Here is an 18,531-nt window from a genome sequence, read left to right as displayed (position 1 = left end):
GAAATTTTTATAGGTATCATTAATGGTTACGGTATTAACACCCGCATACAACAGAGCAAACACACTTGATAATTTGTATTATTCACTACAACAGCAAACCAATAAGAATTTTGAGTGGATAATTATTGATGATGGTAGTAGTGATGCGACTTCAGATAAAATTGAAGAATACAAGAAAAACTCCGATTTCGATATAGTAACTGCTTTTCAGGTCAATCAAGGAAAACCCAGTGCTATTAATCATGGATGCAGACTTTCAAGATGTGATTATATTTTAATTGTTGATAGTGATGATTGCTTAACTAATGATGCAATTGAATGGGTACTTAAAGGTATTAAAGAAGCTGAGGCTGAAGGAATTGAGTATTCTGGCGTTGGCTTCCGAAAAAGCGAATTTAATGGAACTTTATCAGGGATAGCATTCGATAATCATTCTCTTGATCATGCCTTGTATCTTAATGCGACTGATGCTTCAAATTTGCTAAAAGGTGAAATGGCATTTTGTTTCAAAAGAGATTTAATGCTGAAGATCCCATTTCCATTGCATGCTGGTGAAAAATTTGTACCGGAAGGCTTAATTTGGACGCAAATCACAGATTTTGCCTGTGTGAGATTTTATATCAATAAGGTTATCTATCTTTATGGTTATCTTGATGATGGTCTTACCATGAATTTTAAAAAACACCTTAAAAATAATTATAGAGGTTTTTCTGAGTATTACCGAAACCAATTTTATCGTGAAAGTAATTTGCTGAAAAAAGGAAAAATGCTCGTGCGATATATTCAGTGCAAATATTATGGGATGCTGAAATGAAAATTATTCAGATTATCACTGGACTGGGTATTGGCGGCGCTGAAAAAATCGTTAGTGATCTTTCAGAAAAACTAGTAAATAATCAACATGAAGTTTTAATTATCTCCTTGACTGGGGATAAGTTAATGAAAACTCCCTCAGAAGTAAACGTCATTGAAATGAATATGACCAAGGGAATAGTTTCAATTATAAAAACATACTGGGGTGTTCGTAAAATAATAAAGGAATTCAACCCTGATGTTGTGCATAGTCACATGTTTCATGCGAATATCTTTGCTCGATTAATTCGTCTGACGTTACCATTTAAAAAGTTGATATCTACCGCTCATAGCAATAATGAAGGTGGCTCCTTAAGGATGTTGGCATACAGACTTACTGATTCATTGGCTGAGATATCTACTAATGTTAGTGAAAAAGCAGTCAATGAATTTATTGCTAAGAAAGCTTCTAAGCTTGGACGAATGATACCGATCTATAATGGAGTGGATACTCATAAGTTTTGTTATAGTAGTAAAAACCGTAGAGTAATGAGGGAATTACTGAATATTCCTGATGATGCTCGCTTGATTATGACAGTTGGGAGACTGACAGAGGCAAAAGACTACCCGAATTTAATCAATGCTTTTGCATCGCTTGAATGCAAAAGTTCCACTTATCTTGCAATAATAGGTGATGGCGAACTAAATTCTAGCTTGAAGGAATTAGCGATAAACCTGAAAGTTGACAGTAATATTTTTTGGTTAGGTAAACAAAATAATATTGAAGAGTGGTTATCAGCATGCGATTTGTTTGTTTTGAGTTCTGTATGGGAAGGTTTTGGAATTGTACTCGCTGAAGCAATGGCATGTGAAAGGATTGTTATTGCTACAAACGTTGGTGGGGTGGAAGAGGTAGTTGGTGATGCTAATTTCTTAGTTCCGCCATCCCGATCTGACTTACTAATGCATAAAATAAAATCAATTTTAAATTTAAATAATGAAGAATTGTTGCACATTGGTACGCTGAATAGGGATAGAGTACAGCGGAATTTTTCCATTGATAATATAGTGGTGCAATGGGAGTCTATCTACATTAATACTAAAGGCATAAGCTGATTTTTTAAATATATGTGAGTAAATAATATAATCGCTTGGCTGTTTCTATCATTATTTATTTTTTAATTCATGTATTGGAGGAGGGGTATGATAATTGCTTTAGAAAAAGTTGACTTAAAACTAATTACTGAACTTAAAGTTTTTTATAAATGTTATTATACTGCAGATAATAAGATTTTTAATGAGATGTATTTGCCATGGCTCTTGCATAACAATCCGCATGGAGAAGGTATTAGCGTAAATATCAAAATTGACAATGAGCTTGTTGCAAATATGTTCTTGATTCCTGTGAGGCTAATTCAGGATGGCAATGAAAAATATGCTTACTATGCTACTGATGTTTTGACTCATCCACACCATCGTGATAAAAACCTTTTTGTGAAATTGATCCGTCGAAGCATTGAGTATTTGAAAGAGCAAAGTGCTTGTCTTATTGGTCATCCAAATAGTAATGCGCTACCGGGATGGAAAAGGACGAAAATGAATTTTCAGCCTATTATAAATTCTTTTTTATCTAAACCATCGCTATGCAATAAAAGAAAAGTCATTACAGACGTTGCACAAGTCAGAACGTCTGAAAAACAAGATATAATTAATATACTTTGTAGCAGTAGCAATTTAATAGTTGCTAGTGACATGGATTTTTTAACATGGCGCTATATAAATCATCCGGTTAAAAAGTATAATGTTGAATTTATTTACGATAAATTTAAACTTGTTGGTGTGATCGTTTCTGTAAAATTTAAAGGTATTATCGATAGGGTTATCCATTATATCGTAAATCCTGGCTCTGAAGGTAAAGTTTTCAATTCAAAAATTTGTCCAAGAATTTTTTCTTTCAGTGGGCTAGAAGAGGATGACAATTATAAGCAGTATTTTTATGACAGACGAATTGGCTCCAATATAAATTACTTTATGACAGATTTCAGTTCTGAATCTCCTTGTGCTGACGGTCGTCACATTTCATTTGCTGCTTGTGATAATTGATTATGAGTTTGTTAAATAAAATTTTCTATAAGTTATTCGGACAAGATATTTGGCGTATAGGTATCGCATCTTGCGACTTGTCGCTTGTTTTAGATGGAGAACTATCAAAACAGAAAGTTAAATGGCTTGATATTAATGTTAAAAGCGATTATGAAGCAGATCCATTCATATTTAAAATTTCTGAAGTATATTATGTTGCGTACGAAGATTTTAACTACATATCAGGTAATGCGAAGCTAAAGTGTATAGATCTAAATGGGAATGAGTATCCTTTTTTTGATGAGATAAATAAGAACTTAGGCCATAAGTCTTTTCCATATATATTTGAGGCCGAAGACGGTTTATATTGTATCCCGGAAGAAGGAGACCGTAATGGCATTTATCTATATAAATTTAATAGTGAATTAAAATGTTTTGAATTTGTTAGAAAGATATTGTGTGATGATATGTATGTTGACTCCTTTATTCATAATGTAAATGGCGTCTATTATTTATTTACTTCGACTATAAACGAGCCTTTCAAACAAAGATTGTTCTACTCTGATTCACTTCTAAATGATTTTGTCGAGCATAAAATGTCCCCTATTGTAAAAAACAGTAGGGTTGGGCGAAATGGAGGGGGTATGCTTTGCTTTGATGATAAGCTATACAGAGTATCTCAAAACTGTTCTAAAACATATGGCGGTAGTCTTGTTGTAAGTAAAATACTGTATATTAACCCAAGTGATTATAAAGAAAAAGAGCATATGGAGATTCTTCCATTGTCGCCTTACAATAATGGAATTCATACCCTATCAGTAAAAGATGAATATATTGTTTTCGACGGGAAAATAGTCAAATACAGATTTAGTAACGTATTTAGAAAATTAGCTTATAAGCTCAAAATTAGATTGCCGTTCAGGAATTGAGTTTTTGTCGTAGAAAATATGCGATATTCAACCTGCCAAACAATAATTATTTTTAAGTCAAAAAGAACCATAAGTGAACCTATCTCTATTCAGTGACATTAACCTGAGTTAACATCTAGAACACATTCAAGCCGCGCATACGTCGCGCGGTGACCACACCTGACAGGAGTATGTAATGTCCAAGCAACAGATCGGCGTCGTCGGTATGGCAGTGATGGGGCGCAACCTGGCGCTCAACATCGAAAGCCGTGGTTATACCGTCTCCATCTTCAACCGCTCCCGCGAGAAAACTGAAGAAGTTGTTGCCGAGAACCCGAGTAAGAAACTGGTTCCTTATTACACGGTGAAAGAGTTCGTCGAGTCTCTTGAAACCCCACGTCGTATCCTGTTAATGGTAAAAGCGGGTGCTGGCACCGATGCTGCCATTGATTCCCTGAAGCCGTATCTGGATAAAGGCGACATCATCATTGATGGTGGTAACACCTTCTTCCAGGACACTATTCGTCGTAACCGCGAACTGTCAGCCGAAGGCTTCAACTTCATCGGTACCGGTGTTTCCGGCGGTGAAGAGGGCGCACTGAAAGGCCCATCCATCATGCCAGGTGGTCAGAAAGAAGCGTACGAACTGGTTGCTCCTATCCTGACCAAGATTGCCGCGGTTGCTGAAGATGGCGAGCCGTGCGTGACCTATATCGGTGCCGATGGCGCGGGTCATTACGTGAAGATGGTGCACAACGGGATTGAATACGGCGATATGCAGCTGATTGCGGAAGCCTATTCTCTGCTGAAAGGCGGTCTGAACCTGTCTAACGAAGAGCTGGCAACTACTTTCACCGAGTGGAATGAAGGTGAGTTGAGCAGTTATCTGATCGACATCACCAAAGATATCTTCACCAAGAAAGACGAAGAGGGTAAATACCTTGTTGATGTGATCCTGGACGAAGCGGCGAACAAAGGCACCGGTAAATGGACCAGCCAGAGCTCTCTGGATCTGGGCGAACCGCTGTCGCTGATCACCGAATCCGTATTCGCTCGCTACATCTCTTCTCTGAAAGACCAGCGCGTTGCGGCATCTAAAGTGCTGTCTGGCCCGCAGGCTAAACTGGCTGGTGATAAAGCAGAGTTTGTTGAGAAGGTCCGTCGCGCGCTGTATTTGGGCAAAATCGTCTCTTATGCTCAGGGCTTCTCTCAACTGCGTGCCGCATCTGACGAATACAACTGGGATCTGAACTACGGCGAAATTGCGAAGATCTTCCGCGCGGGCTGCATCATTCGTGCGCAATTCCTGCAGAAAATCACCGACGCCTATGCTGAAAACAAAGGTATCGCGAACCTGCTGCTGGCTCCGTATTTCAAAAATATCGCTGACGAATATCAGCAAGCGCTACGTGATGTAGTGGCTTATGCTGTGCAGAACGGTATTCCGGTACCGACCTTCTCTGCAGCGATAGCCTACTACGACAGCTACCGCTCTGCGGTACTGCCGGCTAACCTGATCCAGGCCCAGCGCGACTACTTTGGTGCACATACGTATAAACGCACCGATAAAGAAGGCGTGTTCCATACCGAATGGCTGGATTAATCTGATTTAGTCAAACTGTGAATCCAGGCCCGGAGCGCTCCTCCGGGCTTTTTTATTGCCAAAAAATGGGATTCAGTCAGGTCTGATATCCGGTGTTGTAGCAAATCACGATATACTGGTGCGATGCAGAGCGATGCGCCACGTTATTGGCAGCGTGTTCACCCTCAAATGTTCAACCGGAAGAAGTTACACAGCGAATGAAGATAACTATCTCAGGAACAGGTTATGTAGGTTTGTCGAACGGTATTCTGATTGCCCAGCACCACGAAGTGGTCGCTCTGGATATCGTTCCGACGAAGGTCGAGATGCTGAATCAGAAAAAATCGCCGATCGTTGATAAGGAGATCGAAGAATATCTGGCGACAAAACAGCTGAATTTCCGTGCAACGACCGATAAGTATGATGCTTACCGCGACGCGGACTACGTTATCATCGCGACACCGACTGATTACGATCCGACAACTAACTACTTTAACACTTCGAGCGTCGAGTCAGTGATCCGCGATGTGGTCGAAATCAACCCAAATGCGGTGATGGTAATTAAATCAACGATTCCGGTTGGCTTTACGAACTCTATTAAAGAACAGTTGGGTATCGACAATATTTTCTTTTCGCCAGAATTCCTGCGTGAAGGTCGTGCGCTACACGACAACTTGCATCCGTCCCGTATCGTTATTGGTGAACGTTCCGAACGAGCCGAGCGTTTTGCCGCGTTGCTGCAGGAAGGTGCGGTTAAAAAAGACATTCCGACGCTGTTTACCGACTCTACTGAAGCCGAAGCCATCAAGTTGTTCGCTAACACCTATCTGGCGTTACGTGTGGCCTACTTTAACGAGCTGGATAGCTATGCAGAAAGTCTTGGCTTGAACTCACGGCAGATTATTGAAGGTGTGTGCCTGGATCCGCGTATCGGTAATCACTACAACAATCCATCATTCGGCTATGGCGGCTACTGTCTGCCGAAAGATACTAAGCAGTTGCTGGCTAACTACGCGTCTGTACCGAATAACATTATTGGCGCGATCGTTGATGCTAACCGTACGCGTAAGGACTTCATTGCAGATTCTATTCTTGCGCGTAAGCCTAAGGTGGTCGGCGTGTACCGTTTGATCATGAAAAGTGGTTCCGATAATTTTCGGGCATCATCTATTCAGGGCATCATGAAGCGCATTAAAGCCAAGGGTGTGCCCGTTATTATTTATGAACCCGTGATGGAGGAAGATGAATTTTTCCACTCTCGGGTAGTGCGTGATCTTAATTCGTTCAAAAATGAAGCGGATATTATTATTTCTAACCGCATGACGTCAGAATTAGCTGATGTTGCCGATAAAGTTTATACCCGCGATTTGTTTGGTAGTGATTAATCTCGTCTCCATAAAAAAGGCCTTATAAAAGGCCTTTTTATTTTAATCAGGTCAGTAATTAAACTTTGTAGAAATTACGATACCAGTCAACAAAGTTCTTCACCCCATCTTTTACCGTGGTTTCAGGTTTAAAACCAATTACCTCATACAGTGCTTTAGTGTCTGCGCTGGTTTCCAGTACATCACCTGGCTGTAGTGGTAGCATGTTTTTCTTCGCTTCAATACCCAGAGCATCTTCCAAAGCCTGGATATAGTCCATTAGCTCAACCGGTGAACTATTGCCGATATTGTAGACGCGCCAGGGCGCAATGCTGGCTGCTGGCGTGCCTGTTTCAACGGTCCATTGTGTGTCTGCGTGTGGAATGACATCCTGCAGGCGAATGATCGCTTCTGCGATATCATCGATATAGGTAAAGTCACGCTTCATTTTGCCGTAGTTATAGACGTCAATACTTTTCCCTTCCAGCATCGCTTTGGTGAACTTGAACAGCGCCATATCCGGTCGACCCCATGGGCCGTACACGGTGAAAAAACGCAACCCGGTGGTGGGCAATCCGTACAGGTGGGAATAAGTATGAGCCATCAGCTCGTTGGCTTTTTTGGTTGCTGCATACAGCGACACGGGATGATCGACGGAATCATCCGTAGAGAAAGGCATTTTGCGATTCAGGCCGTAAACTGAACTGGATGAGGCATAGAGTAAATGCTGAATTTTATTATGGCGACACCCTTCCAGTATGTTCAGAAAGCCTGTGAGATTTGAGTCTGCATAGGCATGCGGGTTTTCGAGTGAATAACGTACGCCAGCCTGGGCGGCGAGATGAATTACGCGTTCAAAATGCCCGGATGCGAAGAGTTCAGTCATGCCTTCGCGGTCGGCTAAATCAATTTTATTAAACTGGAAACCAGGCTGCGCAAGTAATTCCAGACGAGCTTGTTTAAGACTGACGTCGTAGTAATCGTTCAGATTATCAATACCGACTACTTGATGGCCAGCCTCAAGGAGGCGTTTGCTAACGTGGAAGCCGATGAAACCAGCGGCACCCGTAACCAGGTATTTCATGTTTATTCCTCTTTTTGGCTAAATAATAGCCAGGCACCAACAGGCGCTACTAAAAAGTGGAATGATACCGTTAGATGGTAAAAAAGCTAATTGTTATATTTTTTACGCTTACCATCTTTACTGGTTAGACGGTAAGTATTCACGACATGAATTCATTAAAATGAATTGTAAAGTGCAACGATTGGCGGGCATGAAATTTGATTATTGCTGTTTTTTTGCTCATGAAAGTGTTCTTTGAGTATTTACACTTTTGTTTAATCGTATTGATTTTCAGTAGTGATTGAAATACCAATCAAAATCCCTCAAACAATTTGATTTTTTTATCATTAATCCTATGGCATTGCCTCAATTTATAGCTAAACTAATCCCAGTTTAAGTCTTTCCTTATCTAGGGTTTCTATGTCTGTAAGTGATAACAACATGTCCGGGAGCAGTCATGATCCGGAACAGATTGATCTGATTGATTTACTAGTACAGTTGTGGCGCGGGAAAGTAACAATCGTTATTGCGATTGTTATTGCCATAGTGCTTGCTGTGGGCTATCTGGCAGTTGCTAAGGAGAAATGGACCTCTACAGCAATTATCACTCAACCGGATGTTGGTCAGATAGCCACATATAACAACGCCCTCAACGTGTTGTATGGTGTCAGCGCCCCTAAGGTTACTGAGTTACAGGCAAACGTGATTGGCCGTTTTAGCACGTCATTTTCTGCATTGGCGGAAACGCTGGATAATCAGGAAAAGCCTGAAAAACTATCGATTGAGCAGTCTGTAAAAGGGCAACCATTACCGTTGGCGGTTTCTTATGTGGGTGGCTCACCAGAAGACGCTCAGCGTCAACTCGCCATATACATTCAACAAACAGATGAAAAGGTTGCCAAAGAGCTGGAACTTGACCTGGTTGATAACATCAAATTGCAAACAACTACGTTGCAAGACTCTCTGAAAACTCAGGAAGTGGTCGCTCAGGAGCAAAAAGATCTGCGAATCAAGCAAATCCAGGAAGCGCTGCGGTATGCAGTGCAGGCGGGTGTGACCAAGCCGCAGATTCAGCAAACTCAGGATGTTACGCAGGACAGCATGTTCCTGTTGGGTAGCGATGCCCTGAAGTCCATGATTGAGCACGAATCTACGCGTCCGTTGATATTATCTGACAATTATTTCCAGACAAAACAAAAACTGTTGGATATTGAAAGCCTTAAGCTTGATGGGGCTGAGTTACACGCCTACCGCTACGTGATGAAACCAACGTTACCGGTTCGTCGTGACAGTCCGAAAAAAGCGATTACCCTGGTGCTGGCGGTTCTGCTCGGCGGGATGATTGGGGCTGGCGTGGTGCTGGGGCGAAATGCTCTGCGTGGTTACAACGCAAAAGCAGAGTAAACCTGAACCTGACAACAAAAAACCGGGCAGTGCCCGGTTTTTTCATATCTGCTCTGCAACTTACTGATGACGCTTACGTAAATTCTCAATCACCGTCGTCAGGTCAAGGTCCTGATCCTGCAGCAGCACCAGCAGGTGATACATCAGATCAGAGGCTTCGTTTGTCAGCTCAAAGCGGTCGTTCACCGTCGCAGCCAGCGCGGTTTCTACGCCTTCTTCACCCACTTTCTGTGCGATGCGTTTGGTGCCGCTGGCATACAGTTTCGCGGTGTAGGAACTGGCTGGGTCAGCGGTTTTACGTTCGGCCAGCAGTTGCTCAAGCTGATACAAGAACAGCCACTGGTGGCTGGCGTCGCCAAAGCAGCTTGAAGTCCCTTTATGGCAGGTCGGGCCAATCGGGTTAACCAGCACTAGCAGAGTGTCGTTGTCGCAGTCAGGCGCAATGCTCACCACATTCAGGAAGTGACCGGATGTTTCTCCTTTGGTCCACAGGCGCTGCTTAGTCCGCGAGAAAAAGGTCACTTTGCCGCTTTCGAGCGTTTTATCCAGCGCTTCCGGGTTCATATAACCCAGCATCAGCACCTCACCGGAAACCGCATGCTGCACGACGACTGGCATCAGCCCGTCGGTTTTTTCCCAGTCCAGCTCGCGGCATTGTTGCTTCGTTAACATATCCTGATCTCCACGCCCTGTGTTGCCAGGTACGCTTTTAATTCGCCAATATTGATAATTTGTTTGTGGAAGACGGAGGCGGCAAGCGCGCCGTCAACGTCGGCATCCCGGAAGGCTTCGAGAAAGTGTTCCATGGTGCCCGCGCCGCCGGAGGCAATCAGCGGGACGTGGCAAACGTCACGTACTTTTTTCAACTGTTCCAGGTCATAACCGTTACGTACGCCGTCCTGATTCATCATGTTCAGGACGATTTCGCCCGCGCCGCGTTTTTGGACTTCCTGCACCCAGTCCAGTGTTTCCCACTGCGTGACGCGGGTACGGCTTTCATCCCCGGTATACTGATTAACGTGATATTTGCCGGTTTCGGCGTCATACCAGGTATCAATGCCCACCACGATGCACTGCACGCCAAAGCGATCCGCCAGACGGGTGATAAGTTCCGGTTCGGCCAGCGCCGGGGAGTTGATGGAGATTTTGTCCGCCCCGAAAGAGAGGATACGTGCCGCATCGTCGATGGATTTAATGCCACCGGCAACACAGAACGGAATATCGATCACTTCCGCCACGCGTGATACCCAGCTTTTATCCACTACGCGGCCATCGCTGGAAGCGGTGATATCGTAGAACACCAGTTCATCTGCGCCTTCATCGGCATAGCGTTTTGCCAGTGGGACAATGTCGCCAATAATCTCGTGATTGCGGAACTGAACGCCTTTTACTACCTGCCCATCGCGGACGTCCAGACAAGGAATTATGCGTTTTGCCAGCATTGTATGGCCTCCTCAACGGTGAACTTTCCTTCCAGCAAGGCTCGTCCGACGATAACACCACGAACACCGGTCCCGCGCAGGGCCGCTACGTCCTCGATTCCACCAATACCACCAGATGACTGAAACGCCACCTGCGGATATTTGGCGCACACTTCTTCATAAAGCGCGACGTTTGAACCTGCCAGCGTACCGTCGCGGGAAATATCGGTGCACAGCACGTGTTTCAGGCCGACGGGTAAATAGGTCTCAACCAGTTCTTCCAGTGAAACCCCGGAATCTTCCTGCCAGCCGCTAACCGCCACCTGTTTGTTCCCGCGCTCGTCAATACGAACGTCCAGTGCCAGCACCAGCGCGTCGGCACCAAAACGAGCAAACCAGCTTTTGACGACTTCGGGAGATTTTACCGCCGTCGAACCCACCACTACACGCGCAACACCAGCGTTAAGCAGCGCTTCAACATCCGCTTCGGTACGCACGCCGCCGCCAACCTGCACTGGAACGTTGACGCCAGCGACCAGCGTTTTAATCAGCGGGATCTGGCGCTGCGCCGGGTCTTTCGCGCCGGTTAAATCAACCAGGTGCAGTACTTCGGCCCCCTGAGCGGCGTAATCTTGCAAACGGGGGAGCGGATCGTTGCCGTAATCACGTTGCGTTGCGTAATCGCCCTGATGAAGACGCACTACCGTGCCGTCGATTAAATCTAATGCCGGAATAATCATTACATCTCCAGAAAGTTTTTCAGCAACTGCGCCCCAGCCGCGCCCGAACGTTCAGGGTGGAACTGCACGCCAAAGAAATTGTCCTTTTGTACTGCCGCGGTAAACGGTTCACCGTAATGACACTGGGCGATGGTCCACGGGTTTACCGGCATAGCATAGCTGTGAACAAAGTAGAAATACGCGCCATCTTCAATGCCCTGGAACAGACGATTTCCCGCCTGCGGATAGACGCGATTCCAGCCCATGTGCGGCAGCGGCAGACCGAAATCGGTCATCTTCGGGACATCCTGCTCAATAATGCCCAGCAGGGATACGCCGTTACTCTCTTCGCTGCGACGGCCCAGCAGTTGCATGCCTAAGCAGATCCCCAGCACTGGTTGCGTACAGGCTTTGATCAGCTCAATCAGTTCACGCTCGTGCAACTGGTCCATCGCCGCCTGGGCGGTACCGACGCCCGGCAGAAACAGTTTATCGGCGCGCAGCACCACGTCCGGGTCACGGCTGACAACCGGGTCGTATCCGTGGCGTGCGACGGCGGATTTTACCGAATGCAGGTTGGCGCAACCGGTGTCCAGAATCACCACATTCATTACAGCACTCCTTTTGAGGAGGGCAGCGTGTCGCCTTCTACACGAATTGCCTGACGCAGAGTACGGCCAAAGGCTTTAAACAGGCTCTCCACACGGTGGTGGTCATTTTTGCCTTTGGTTTTCAGGTGCAGGGTGACGCCCATGGTGTAAGAGAGTGAGCGGAAGAAGTGTTCGATCATCTCTGTGCTCAGATCGCCAACGCGCTGGTAGGTAAACTCCGCGCGGTATTCCAGGTGCGGGCGGCCGGAGATATCCAGTGCGCAACGCGCCAGGCACTCGTCCATCGGCAGCACAAAACCAAAACGATTGATGCCGCGTTTATCGCCTAATGCCAGCTTTAAAGCTTCACCCAGCGCCAGACCGGTATCTTCAACGGTGTGGTGATCGTCTATATACAGATCGCCCTTGACGGCAATCTCCATGCGAAAACCGCCATGGGTGGCGATTTGATCCAGCATATGGTCAAAGAATCCCACGCCTGTGTTGATTTTGCTTTGGCCTTCACGGTCCAGCCAGACTTTGACGTCAATCTGCGTTTCTTTAGTATTACGCTCAACGTGTGCGTAGCGGTCACGTTTGGTCAGCTGCTCGCCGATCATCGCCCAGTTCAGGGTGTCGCGATGGTAACGCAATCCGCTAATGCCCATGTTTTCAGCGAGCTGAATATCGGTCGCCCGGTCGCCAATGACGTAGCTGTTCGCCATATCCATGGCCTGTTCAACCAGAAACGGTTCAACCAGCTTCACTTTTGGCTTACGGCAATCGCACTCGTCCGCTGGCAGGTGCGGGCAAATCAGTACCTCATCAAATGTCACACCCTGAGAGGTGAAAATTTGCATCATCAGGTTATGCGGACCGTCAAAATCAGCCTGTGGGAAACTCTGCGTTCCGAGTCCATCCTGGTTAGTGATCATAACCAGCTTAAAACCTGCTTTTTGCAGTTTCAGCAAAACGGGAACAACTTCCGGCTCGAAGGCGAGTTTGTCAAAGCGATCGACCTGAAAGTCACTTGGCGGTTCGGAAATCAGGGTTCCATCACGGTCAATAAAAAGATACTTCTGGCTCATACTTGCTCCGCACGTAAGGCGTCAATGACGCGCTGGCTCTCTTCACGGGTTCCGACAGTAATTCGCAGGCAGCCGCTTAACGAAGGTTGTTTATTCTGATCTCGTAAGATAATGCCCTGATCCCACAAAGATTTAAATACGCTACTTGATGCGGTGAAGCGCGCCAGAACATAGTTGGTTTCAGAGTCGAAAACCTGTTCTACACAGCGAATCGTTTTCAGGTTATCTACCAGATACTGACGCTCTTCCAGGATCTGCTCTACGCGTTTACGCATGGCGGAAATCCCTTGCGGCGTCAGGGCCTGGGCGGCGATATCTGCTACCGGCGTAGAGAGTGGGTAAGGGGCAATCACCTTTAACAGCAGATTGATAACCTCTGCATTCGCCAGCGTAAACCCGCAGCGTAAACCGGCGAGAGCAAACGCTTTTGACAACGTGCGTAATATCACCAGATGCGGATACTCAGACAGCCAGCCTGCGAGCGTGGCCTGCGGGCAAAACTCAATATAGGCCTCATCAGCGACCACAATAGCTTTACCCTGCGTCATTTCGAGCAGTGAACGCAGATCCTGCGGGTTAATCAACTGGCCGGTTGGGTTATTAGGGCTGCAAACGTAGACCACCTTCACGCCATCAATCTTGTCCGCGATGCCTTGCAAATCCAGCTGCCAGTTATCAAGGGTCGGAACGGTGCGGCATTCGACGCCAATCGTTTCGGCGCTGACGCTGTACATGCCGTAAGTCGGCGGGCAGTAGAGAATGGCATCTTTACCGGGTTCGCAAAACGCGCGCACCAGCAGCTCGATCCCTTCATCTGCGCCGCGGCTGACCAGCACCTGATCCGGTTTGACGCCAGCATACTGCGCGTAATTCTCAATCACCGCTTTCGGCTGACACTCCGGGTAGCGGTTCAGCGTTTGTTGACTGAGATGGAACTCCACGGCGGTGGGATATTCATTCGCGTTGAGCCAGACATCGCCGTTACCGCCGAGACGACGGGCAGACTGATAGGGCGTTAATTCGCGAACATTCTTACGGGCTAAATCAGTGACGCTGAGAAAGTTGTCAGTGCTCATGCTTGCTCCTTCAGGGCGTTAACGCGCAGGGTAACGGCATTTTTGTGGGCGGTCAGTAGCTCAGCCGCGGCCAGGGTTTCAATGGTGGCGGCCAGCGCAGAGAAACCTTGTGGTGTTAATTCCTGTACGGTCATGCGTTTCTGGAAATCAGCGAGCCCCAGACTGGAACAGGTTGCGGTATAACCGTAGGTTGGCAGCACGTGGTTGGTACCGGAAGCGTAGTCGCCTGCGGATTCCGGCGACCAGTCGCCGAGGAACACCGAACCGGCGCTGGTGATCTCATCAACCAGTTCACGTGCGTTGCGGGTCTGAATAATCAGATGTTCCGGGCCGTAGGCGTTAGAAATGGCCACGCACTGCGCCAGATCTTTGGCGATAATCAGCCGACTGGCACTGAGCGCCTGGCGGGCGGTCTCAGCGCGGGAAAGCTCAGCGAGCTGGCGCTCTACGGCTTTGGCAACGCCTTCGGCAAGCGTAGCGTCTGGCGTCAGTAGGATAACCTGCGAGTCGGGGCCGTGTTCTGCCTGAGAAAGCAGGTCGGAGGCAACAAAGTCCGGCGTCGCGCCGCTGTCGGCGATAACCAGCACTTCGGACGGGCCAGCAGGCATGTCGATGGCCGCGCCGTCAAGACGCTGGCTGACCTGACGTTTGGCTTCGGTCACATACGCATTGCCCGGCCCGAAGATTTTATCGACCTTAGGAATGGATTCGGTGCCCAACGCCAGCGCGGCAATAGCCTGCGCGCCGCCCACATTAAACACCTCTTTTACACCACACAGTTGCGCGGCGTAGAGAATTTCATCGGCAATCGGCGGCGGTGAGCACAGCACCACTTTTTTGCAGCCGGCGATGCGCGCCGGGGTCGCCAGCATTAATACGGTAGAGAACAGCGGCGCTGAACCTCCAGGAATATACAGGCCCACGGAAGCGATAGGGCGGGTAACCTGCTGGCAGCGCACACCCGGCTGAGTTTCGATATCCACCGGCGGCAGGATCTGAGCGGTGTGGAAAGTATCAATATTACGCACCGCTGCCTGCATAGCTTGTTTCAGTTCGTCGCTCAGGCGACTACTGGCTTGCTGAATTTCTTCCTCGGTGACGCGCAGCGCGCCGACCTCGGTTTTATCAAACTTCGCGCTGTATTCACGCAGCGCCCGGTCGCCGTTATTTTTGACGTTCTCAAGGATCTCGGCCACCGTACGGCTGATGCTTTCCGAGGCGGAAATAGCCGGGCGCATCAGCAGTTCGCGTTGCTGCTCGGGGCTACAGCTATTCCAGTCAATCAGGGTATTGAAGCTCATGGCTATCACTCCATCATCTTCTCAATTGGCAGCACCAGAATTGAGCTGGCACCGAGCGCTTTCAGTTTTTCCATCGTTTCCCAGAACAGGGTTTCGCTGCTGACCATGTGCATGGCAACACGCTGCTGGTCGCCGGCCAGCGGCAGAATGGTCGGACGCTCAGCGCCAGGCAGCAGGGCGATAACTTCGTCCAGACGCTCGCTCGGCGCGTGCATCATAATGTATTTGGATTCACGAGCCTGAATAACGCCCTGAATACGGGTCAGCAATTTGTCGATCAGTTGTTGCTTGGCGTCGGCCATTTCGCCGTCGCGCTGAATCAGGCAGGCTTTAGAGCGGTAAATGACTTCCACTTCACGCAGACCGTTGGCTTCAAGCGTTGCGCCGGTGGACACCAGATCACAAATCGCGTCGGCCAGACCCGCACGGGGAGCGACTTCTACAGAGCCGTTTAACAGACAGGATTTAAACGACACCCCTTTTTGATCGAGATAACGTTTGAGCAGGTGTGGGTAAGAGGTAGCGATACGCTTACCGTTCAGCGCTGCCGGGCCATCCCAGGCTTCATCAACCGGGGTTGCCAGCGAGAGACGGCAGCCGCCGAAGTCCAGACGACGCAGGGTAAAATAGCGAGGGTCTTCACCCTGTGCGCGGCGGTTGAGCAGTTCCTCTTCGAGAACGTTTTCCCCGATGATGCCGAGGTCAACAACGCCATCCATCACCAGACCCGGTATATCGTCATCACGTACGCGCAGAATATCGATAGGCATATTCTCTGCCATTGCAATCAGGCGCTGGGTGTGAAGATTAATTTTAATACCGCAACGGGCCAGCAATTCGCGTGAATCATCGCTTAAACGGCCAGATTTCTGCATAGCTATGCGTAAACGGGTGTTGTCTAACATTCTTTATTCCTCGTTATCCTGTCTGAATCAGTTTGGGTCACGCACAAAAAAAAGCCCCCGGAAGAAATCTTCCGGGGGCTTTCTCATACGCTCATGCACCGCTGGAAGATTTAAATGTCTCCCAGCACACATCGCCTGAAAGACTAGTCAGGATGATGGTGATGATGGTGTTTGAATTGAGCGCGTGTCATAAATTTTCTCGATGAATGTTTATTCATTTGATGTCTTTTAACCTAAACCACTTTAGCTACGGAAAGCAAGGGCTTTTTTTGATCATTAATTCATTTCATATTGATACTATGAATTGTCAGCCACCGTGGGCTGGCGTAGCCTTGCGTTATAGGCCAAAAGTCAGGAGAGAAGGCATGAAAAAGGTCGCAATTGTCGGATTAGGTTGGTTAGGCATGCCGTTAGCCATGTCGCTGGCGGCGAGAGGCTGGCAGGTTACCGGCAGCAAAACCACATTGGATGGGGTGGAAGCGGCCCGCATGAGCGGTATCGAGAGTTACTCGCTGCGCCTGGAACCTGAACTGGTCTGTGAGGCTGACGATCTCGACGCACTGATGGACGCCGATGCGTTGGTTATTACGCTGCCTGCACGCCGTAGCGGTCCTGGGGAAGCATTTTACCTGCAGGCAATGCAGGAACTGGTCGACAGCGCGCTGGCGTATCGGATCCCGCGAATTATTTTTACCAGTTCGACGTCAGTCTATGGTGACGTTCAAGGAATAGTGAAAGAGGGGACGCCGCGTAATCCGGTCACGGCAAGTGGCCGTGTTCTGAAAGAACTTGAAGACTGGTTGCACAATTTACCTGGCACGTCGGTGGATATTTTGCGTCTGGCCGGGTTAGTTGGTCCGGGAAGACATCCTGGTCGCTTCTTTGCCGGCAAGACGGCGCCAGACGGACATCATGGCGTCAATCTGGTGCATCTGGACGATGTGGTTTCTGCCATCACGTTACTGCTGCAAGCGCCTAAAGGGGGACACATCTATAATATATGTGCGCCTATGCATCCGGCGCGTAACGTGTTCTATCCGCAGATGGCCCGCCAGTTGGGGATGGAGCCGCCGGAATTTCGCGACGGTACGGATAACGGTAAAGGTAAAGTCATTGATGGCAACCGTATTTGTAATGAGCTTGGGTTTGAGTACCAGTATCCTGATCCGCTGGTGATGCCGATGGAGTGACAAGCCAGCAGAGTGCCGCTGTATACCGCCAGGGGGCGAGTATGAAACCACTGCTGGACGTTCTTATCATCCTCGATGCCTTAGAAAAAGAGGGCAGTTTCGCGGCGGCGTCGGCAAAATTATTTAAGACGCCGTCTGCGCTTAGCTACACCGTCCATAAGCTGGAAAGCGATCTTAATATTCAGATACTCGATCGCAGCGGGCACCGGGCTAAGTTCACCCGCACCGGACAGATGCTGCTGGAAAAGGGGCGGGAGGTGCTGCATACCGTCCGTGAACTCGAAAAGCAGGCCATTAAACTACACGAAGGCTGGGAGAATGAACTGGTTATTGGCGTAGATGATACCTTTCCCTTTTCATTGCTGGCCCCACTCATCGAGTCTTTCTATCAACACCACAGCGTGACGCGTCTGAAATTTATCAATGGCGTGCTGGGCGGCTCATGGGATGCCCTAATTCAGGGCCGGGCGGATATTATTGTCGGTGCCATGCATGAACCCCCTGCAGCGAGCGAATTTGGCTTTGCACGGCTGGGGGTTCTGGAACAGGTGTTTGTGGTTGCGCCGCATCACCCGCTGGCGCAGGAACAGGAACCGTTAAATCGTCGCACTATTCGCCGTTTTCGCGCCATTGTAGTGGGCGACAATGCGCAGCATGCCAATGTCTCAGGTTCTCAGGTGCTTGACGATCAGGAAGCCATTACCGTTTTTGACTTCAAAACCAAGCTGGAACTACAAATCAGCGGCCTGGGATGTGGCTATATTCCGCGCTATCTGGCGCAGCGATTTCTGGAGAGCGGCGCACTGATTGAGAAAAAAGTGGTCGCGCAAATTGTCCTTGAACCCGTGTGGATAGGCTGGAATGAACAGACCGCCGGGTTGGCCAGTGCCTGGTGGCGAGATGAAATTTTAGCAAATAGTGCTATTGCGGGGGTGTATGTTAAAACGGCTGCTGACAAATCAATCAGTTAAGAAAAAATATTCTTTTGTGGCCACTTCAATCTCTTGTTATTTCTCCCCAATTTAGTGCAAAATACGCCGCTTGCA

At 47.9% G+C, this 18,531-nt stretch carries 18 protein-coding genes, 1 pseudogene and 1 other annotated feature; of the genes and pseudogenes, 9 read left to right on the top strand and 10 right to left on the bottom strand.

Features of this window, described 5'->3' with window-relative positions; genetic code table 11:
- Window positions 1–22 precede the first annotated feature (22 nt).
- From SK34_RS02960 to ugd, 6 genes are all read left to right on the top strand, one after another.
- Window positions 23–814, top strand: coding sequence for a glycosyltransferase family 2 protein (locus SK34_RS02960; RefSeq protein WP_048232312.1), 792 nt, complete (start codon window positions 23–25; stop codon window positions 812–814).
- Window positions 811–1,908, top strand: coding sequence for a glycosyltransferase (locus tag SK34_RS02955; RefSeq protein ID WP_048232311.1), 1,098 nt, complete (start codon window positions 811–813; stop codon window positions 1,906–1,908). The genes SK34_RS02960 and SK34_RS02955 overlap by 4 nt, the downstream gene beginning before the upstream one ends.
- 87 nt (window positions 1,909–1,995) lie before the next feature.
- Window positions 1,996–2,895: a GNAT family N-acetyltransferase gene (locus SK34_RS02950; protein WP_048232309.1), complete on the top strand. Its 900-nt coding sequence runs from the start codon at window positions 1,996–1,998 to the stop codon at window positions 2,893–2,895.
- A 2-nt stretch (window positions 2,896–2,897) separates the two neighbouring features.
- Window positions 2,898–3,803 carry a glucosamine inositolphosphorylceramide transferase family protein gene (locus tag SK34_RS02945; RefSeq protein ID WP_048232307.1) on the top strand — a complete coding sequence of 302 codons (906 nt, stop codon included), beginning with the start codon at window positions 2,898–2,900 and terminating at the stop codon, window positions 3,801–3,803.
- Between the two features lie 175 nt (window positions 3,804–3,978).
- Complete coding sequence (gndA, locus tag SK34_RS02940; RefSeq protein ID WP_048232306.1) at window positions 3,979–5,385, top strand: NADP-dependent phosphogluconate dehydrogenase; 1,407 nt, start codon at window positions 3,979–3,981, stop codon at window positions 5,383–5,385.
- A gap of 197 nt (window positions 5,386–5,582) precedes the next feature.
- Window positions 5,583–6,749: a UDP-glucose 6-dehydrogenase gene (gene ugd / locus SK34_RS02935; RefSeq protein WP_048232304.1), complete on the top strand. Its 1,167-nt coding sequence runs from the start codon at window positions 5,583–5,585 to the stop codon at window positions 6,747–6,749.
- Window positions 6,750–6,807: 58 nt separating this feature from the next.
- Here ugd and SK34_RS02930 read toward each other — a convergent pair whose 3' ends face one another.
- The gene (locus tag SK34_RS02930) at window positions 6,808–7,812 is read right to left on the bottom strand and encodes an NAD-dependent epimerase (protein ID WP_032936743.1); all 1,005 of its coding nucleotides are present in this window, start codon (window positions 7,810–7,812) and stop codon (window positions 6,808–6,810) included.
- A 399-nt stretch (window positions 7,813–8,211) separates the two neighbouring features.
- Here SK34_RS02930 and wzzB point away from each other — a divergent pair, with 399 nt between their 5' ends.
- Window positions 8,212–9,195, top strand: a complete 984-nt coding sequence (wzzB, locus tag SK34_RS02925) for an LPS O-antigen chain length determinant protein WzzB (RefSeq protein ID WP_048232302.1) — start codon at window positions 8,212–8,214, stop codon at window positions 9,193–9,195.
- 60 nt (window positions 9,196–9,255) lie between these two features.
- Here wzzB and hisIE read toward each other — a convergent pair whose 3' ends face one another.
- The 9 genes from hisIE to hisL form a co-directional block, all read right to left on the bottom strand.
- Window positions 9,256–9,867 (bottom strand): bifunctional phosphoribosyl-AMP cyclohydrolase/phosphoribosyl-ATP diphosphatase HisIE, encoded by a 612-nt coding sequence (hisIE, locus tag SK34_RS02920; protein WP_003838954.1) that lies wholly within the window; start codon window positions 9,865–9,867, stop codon window positions 9,256–9,258.
- Window positions 9,861–10,637, bottom strand: a complete 777-nt coding sequence (hisF, locus tag SK34_RS02915) for an imidazole glycerol phosphate synthase subunit HisF (RefSeq protein ID WP_019077116.1) — start codon at window positions 10,635–10,637, stop codon at window positions 9,861–9,863. The genes hisIE and hisF overlap by 7 nt, the downstream gene beginning before the upstream one ends.
- Complete coding sequence (gene hisA, locus SK34_RS02910; protein WP_003838958.1) at window positions 10,619–11,356, bottom strand: 1-(5-phosphoribosyl)-5-[(5-phosphoribosylamino)methylideneamino]imidazole-4-carboxamide isomerase; 738 nt, start codon at window positions 11,354–11,356, stop codon at window positions 10,619–10,621. The genes hisF and hisA overlap by 19 nt, the downstream gene beginning before the upstream one ends.
- A complete protein-coding gene (hisH, locus tag SK34_RS02905) occupies window positions 11,356–11,946 on the bottom strand; it encodes an imidazole glycerol phosphate synthase subunit HisH (RefSeq protein WP_003030129.1) in 591 nt (196 codons plus the stop codon). The genes hisA and hisH overlap by 1 nt, the downstream gene beginning before the upstream one ends.
- Window positions 11,946–13,013 (bottom strand): bifunctional histidinol-phosphatase/imidazoleglycerol-phosphate dehydratase HisB, encoded by a 1,068-nt coding sequence (gene hisB / locus SK34_RS02900; RefSeq protein ID WP_048232300.1) that lies wholly within the window; start codon window positions 13,011–13,013, stop codon window positions 11,946–11,948. Before hisB ends, hisH begins: the two co-directional genes overlap by 1 nt.
- Complete coding sequence (gene hisC, locus SK34_RS02895) at window positions 13,010–14,089, bottom strand: histidinol-phosphate transaminase (protein ID WP_048232298.1); 1,080 nt, start codon at window positions 14,087–14,089, stop codon at window positions 13,010–13,012. Before hisC ends, hisB begins: the two co-directional genes overlap by 4 nt.
- Entirely contained in the window at window positions 14,086–15,390 is a 1,305-nt protein-coding gene (hisD, locus tag SK34_RS02890) for a histidinol dehydrogenase (protein ID WP_032936752.1), read from the bottom strand. The genes hisC and hisD overlap by 4 nt, the downstream gene beginning before the upstream one ends.
- 5 nt (window positions 15,391–15,395) lie before the next feature.
- A complete protein-coding gene (hisG, locus tag SK34_RS02885; RefSeq protein ID WP_003030161.1) occupies window positions 15,396–16,295 on the bottom strand; it encodes an ATP phosphoribosyltransferase in 900 nt (299 codons plus the stop codon).
- A 45-nt stretch (window positions 16,296–16,340) separates the two neighbouring features.
- Window positions 16,341–16,463 (bottom strand) — a sequence feature (His leader region).
- Window positions 16,439–16,486 (bottom strand): his operon leader peptide, encoded by a 48-nt coding sequence (gene hisL, locus SK34_RS24610; RefSeq protein ID WP_100250077.1) that lies wholly within the window; start codon window positions 16,484–16,486, stop codon window positions 16,439–16,441. Its footprint overlaps the feature before it by 25 nt.
- A 174-nt stretch (window positions 16,487–16,660) precedes the next feature.
- On the opposite strand from hisL, the gene SK34_RS02880 reads away from it, so the two are divergent.
- Together SK34_RS02880 and SK34_RS02875 are read left to right on the top strand one after the other, a co-directional pair.
- The gene (locus SK34_RS02880; RefSeq protein WP_003838968.1) at window positions 16,661–17,485 is read left to right on the top strand and encodes an SDR family oxidoreductase; all 825 of its coding nucleotides are present in this window, start codon (window positions 16,661–16,663) and stop codon (window positions 17,483–17,485) included.
- A 41-nt stretch (window positions 17,486–17,526) separates the two neighbouring features.
- Window positions 17,527–18,511 (top strand): annotated as a pseudogene (locus SK34_RS02875) (LysR family transcriptional regulator).
- The last annotated feature ends 20 nt before the right edge of the window (window positions 18,512–18,531 follow it).

The sequence above is a fragment of the Citrobacter sp. MGH104 genome (assembly GCF_001034485.1).
Classification (GTDB): domain Bacteria; phylum Pseudomonadota; class Gammaproteobacteria; order Enterobacterales; family Enterobacteriaceae; genus Citrobacter; species Citrobacter freundii.
Note: the sequence above shows the minus strand (reverse complement) of the source record. Positions and strands in the feature narration are given on the sequence as shown.

Coding starts and splice junctions, on each gene's coding strand:
- SK34_RS02960 (WP_048232312.1), top strand. CDS start 23: ATGGTTACGGTATTAACACCCGCATACAACAGAGCAAACACACTTGAT.
- SK34_RS02955 (WP_048232311.1), top strand. CDS start 811: ATGAAAATTATTCAGATTATCACTGGACTGGGTATTGGCGGCGCTGAA.
- SK34_RS02950 (WP_048232309.1), top strand. CDS start 1,996: ATGATAATTGCTTTAGAAAAAGTTGACTTAAAACTAATTACTGAACTT.
- SK34_RS02945 (WP_048232307.1), top strand. CDS start 2,898: ATGAGTTTGTTAAATAAAATTTTCTATAAGTTATTCGGACAAGATATT.
- gndA (WP_048232306.1), top strand. CDS start 3,979: ATGTCCAAGCAACAGATCGGCGTCGTCGGTATGGCAGTGATGGGGCGC.
- ugd (WP_048232304.1), top strand. CDS start 5,583: ATGAAGATAACTATCTCAGGAACAGGTTATGTAGGTTTGTCGAACGGT.
- SK34_RS02930 (WP_032936743.1), bottom strand. CDS start 7,812: ATGAAATACCTGGTTACGGGTGCCGCTGGTTTCATCGGCTTCCACGTT.
- wzzB (WP_048232302.1), top strand. CDS start 8,212: ATGTCTGTAAGTGATAACAACATGTCCGGGAGCAGTCATGATCCGGAA.
- hisIE (WP_003838954.1), bottom strand. CDS start 9,867: ATGTTAACGAAGCAACAATGCCGCGAGCTGGACTGGGAAAAAACCGAC.
- hisF (WP_019077116.1), bottom strand. CDS start 10,637: ATGCTGGCAAAACGCATAATTCCTTGTCTGGACGTCCGCGATGGGCAG.
- hisA (WP_003838958.1), bottom strand. CDS start 11,356: ATGATTATTCCGGCATTAGATTTAATCGACGGCACGGTAGTGCGTCTT.
- hisH (WP_003030129.1), bottom strand. CDS start 11,946: ATGAATGTGGTGATTCTGGACACCGGTTGCGCCAACCTGCATTCGGTA.
- hisB (WP_048232300.1), bottom strand. CDS start 13,013: ATGAGCCAGAAGTATCTTTTTATTGACCGTGATGGAACCCTGATTTCC.
- hisC (WP_048232298.1), bottom strand. CDS start 14,089: ATGAGCACTGACAACTTTCTCAGCGTCACTGATTTAGCCCGTAAGAAT.
- hisD (WP_032936752.1), bottom strand. CDS start 15,390: ATGAGCTTCAATACCCTGATTGACTGGAATAGCTGTAGCCCCGAGCAG.
- hisG (WP_003030161.1), bottom strand. CDS start 16,295: ATGTTAGACAACACCCGTTTACGCATAGCTATGCAGAAATCTGGCCGT.
- SK34_RS02880 (WP_003838968.1), top strand. CDS start 16,661: ATGAAAAAGGTCGCAATTGTCGGATTAGGTTGGTTAGGCATGCCGTTA.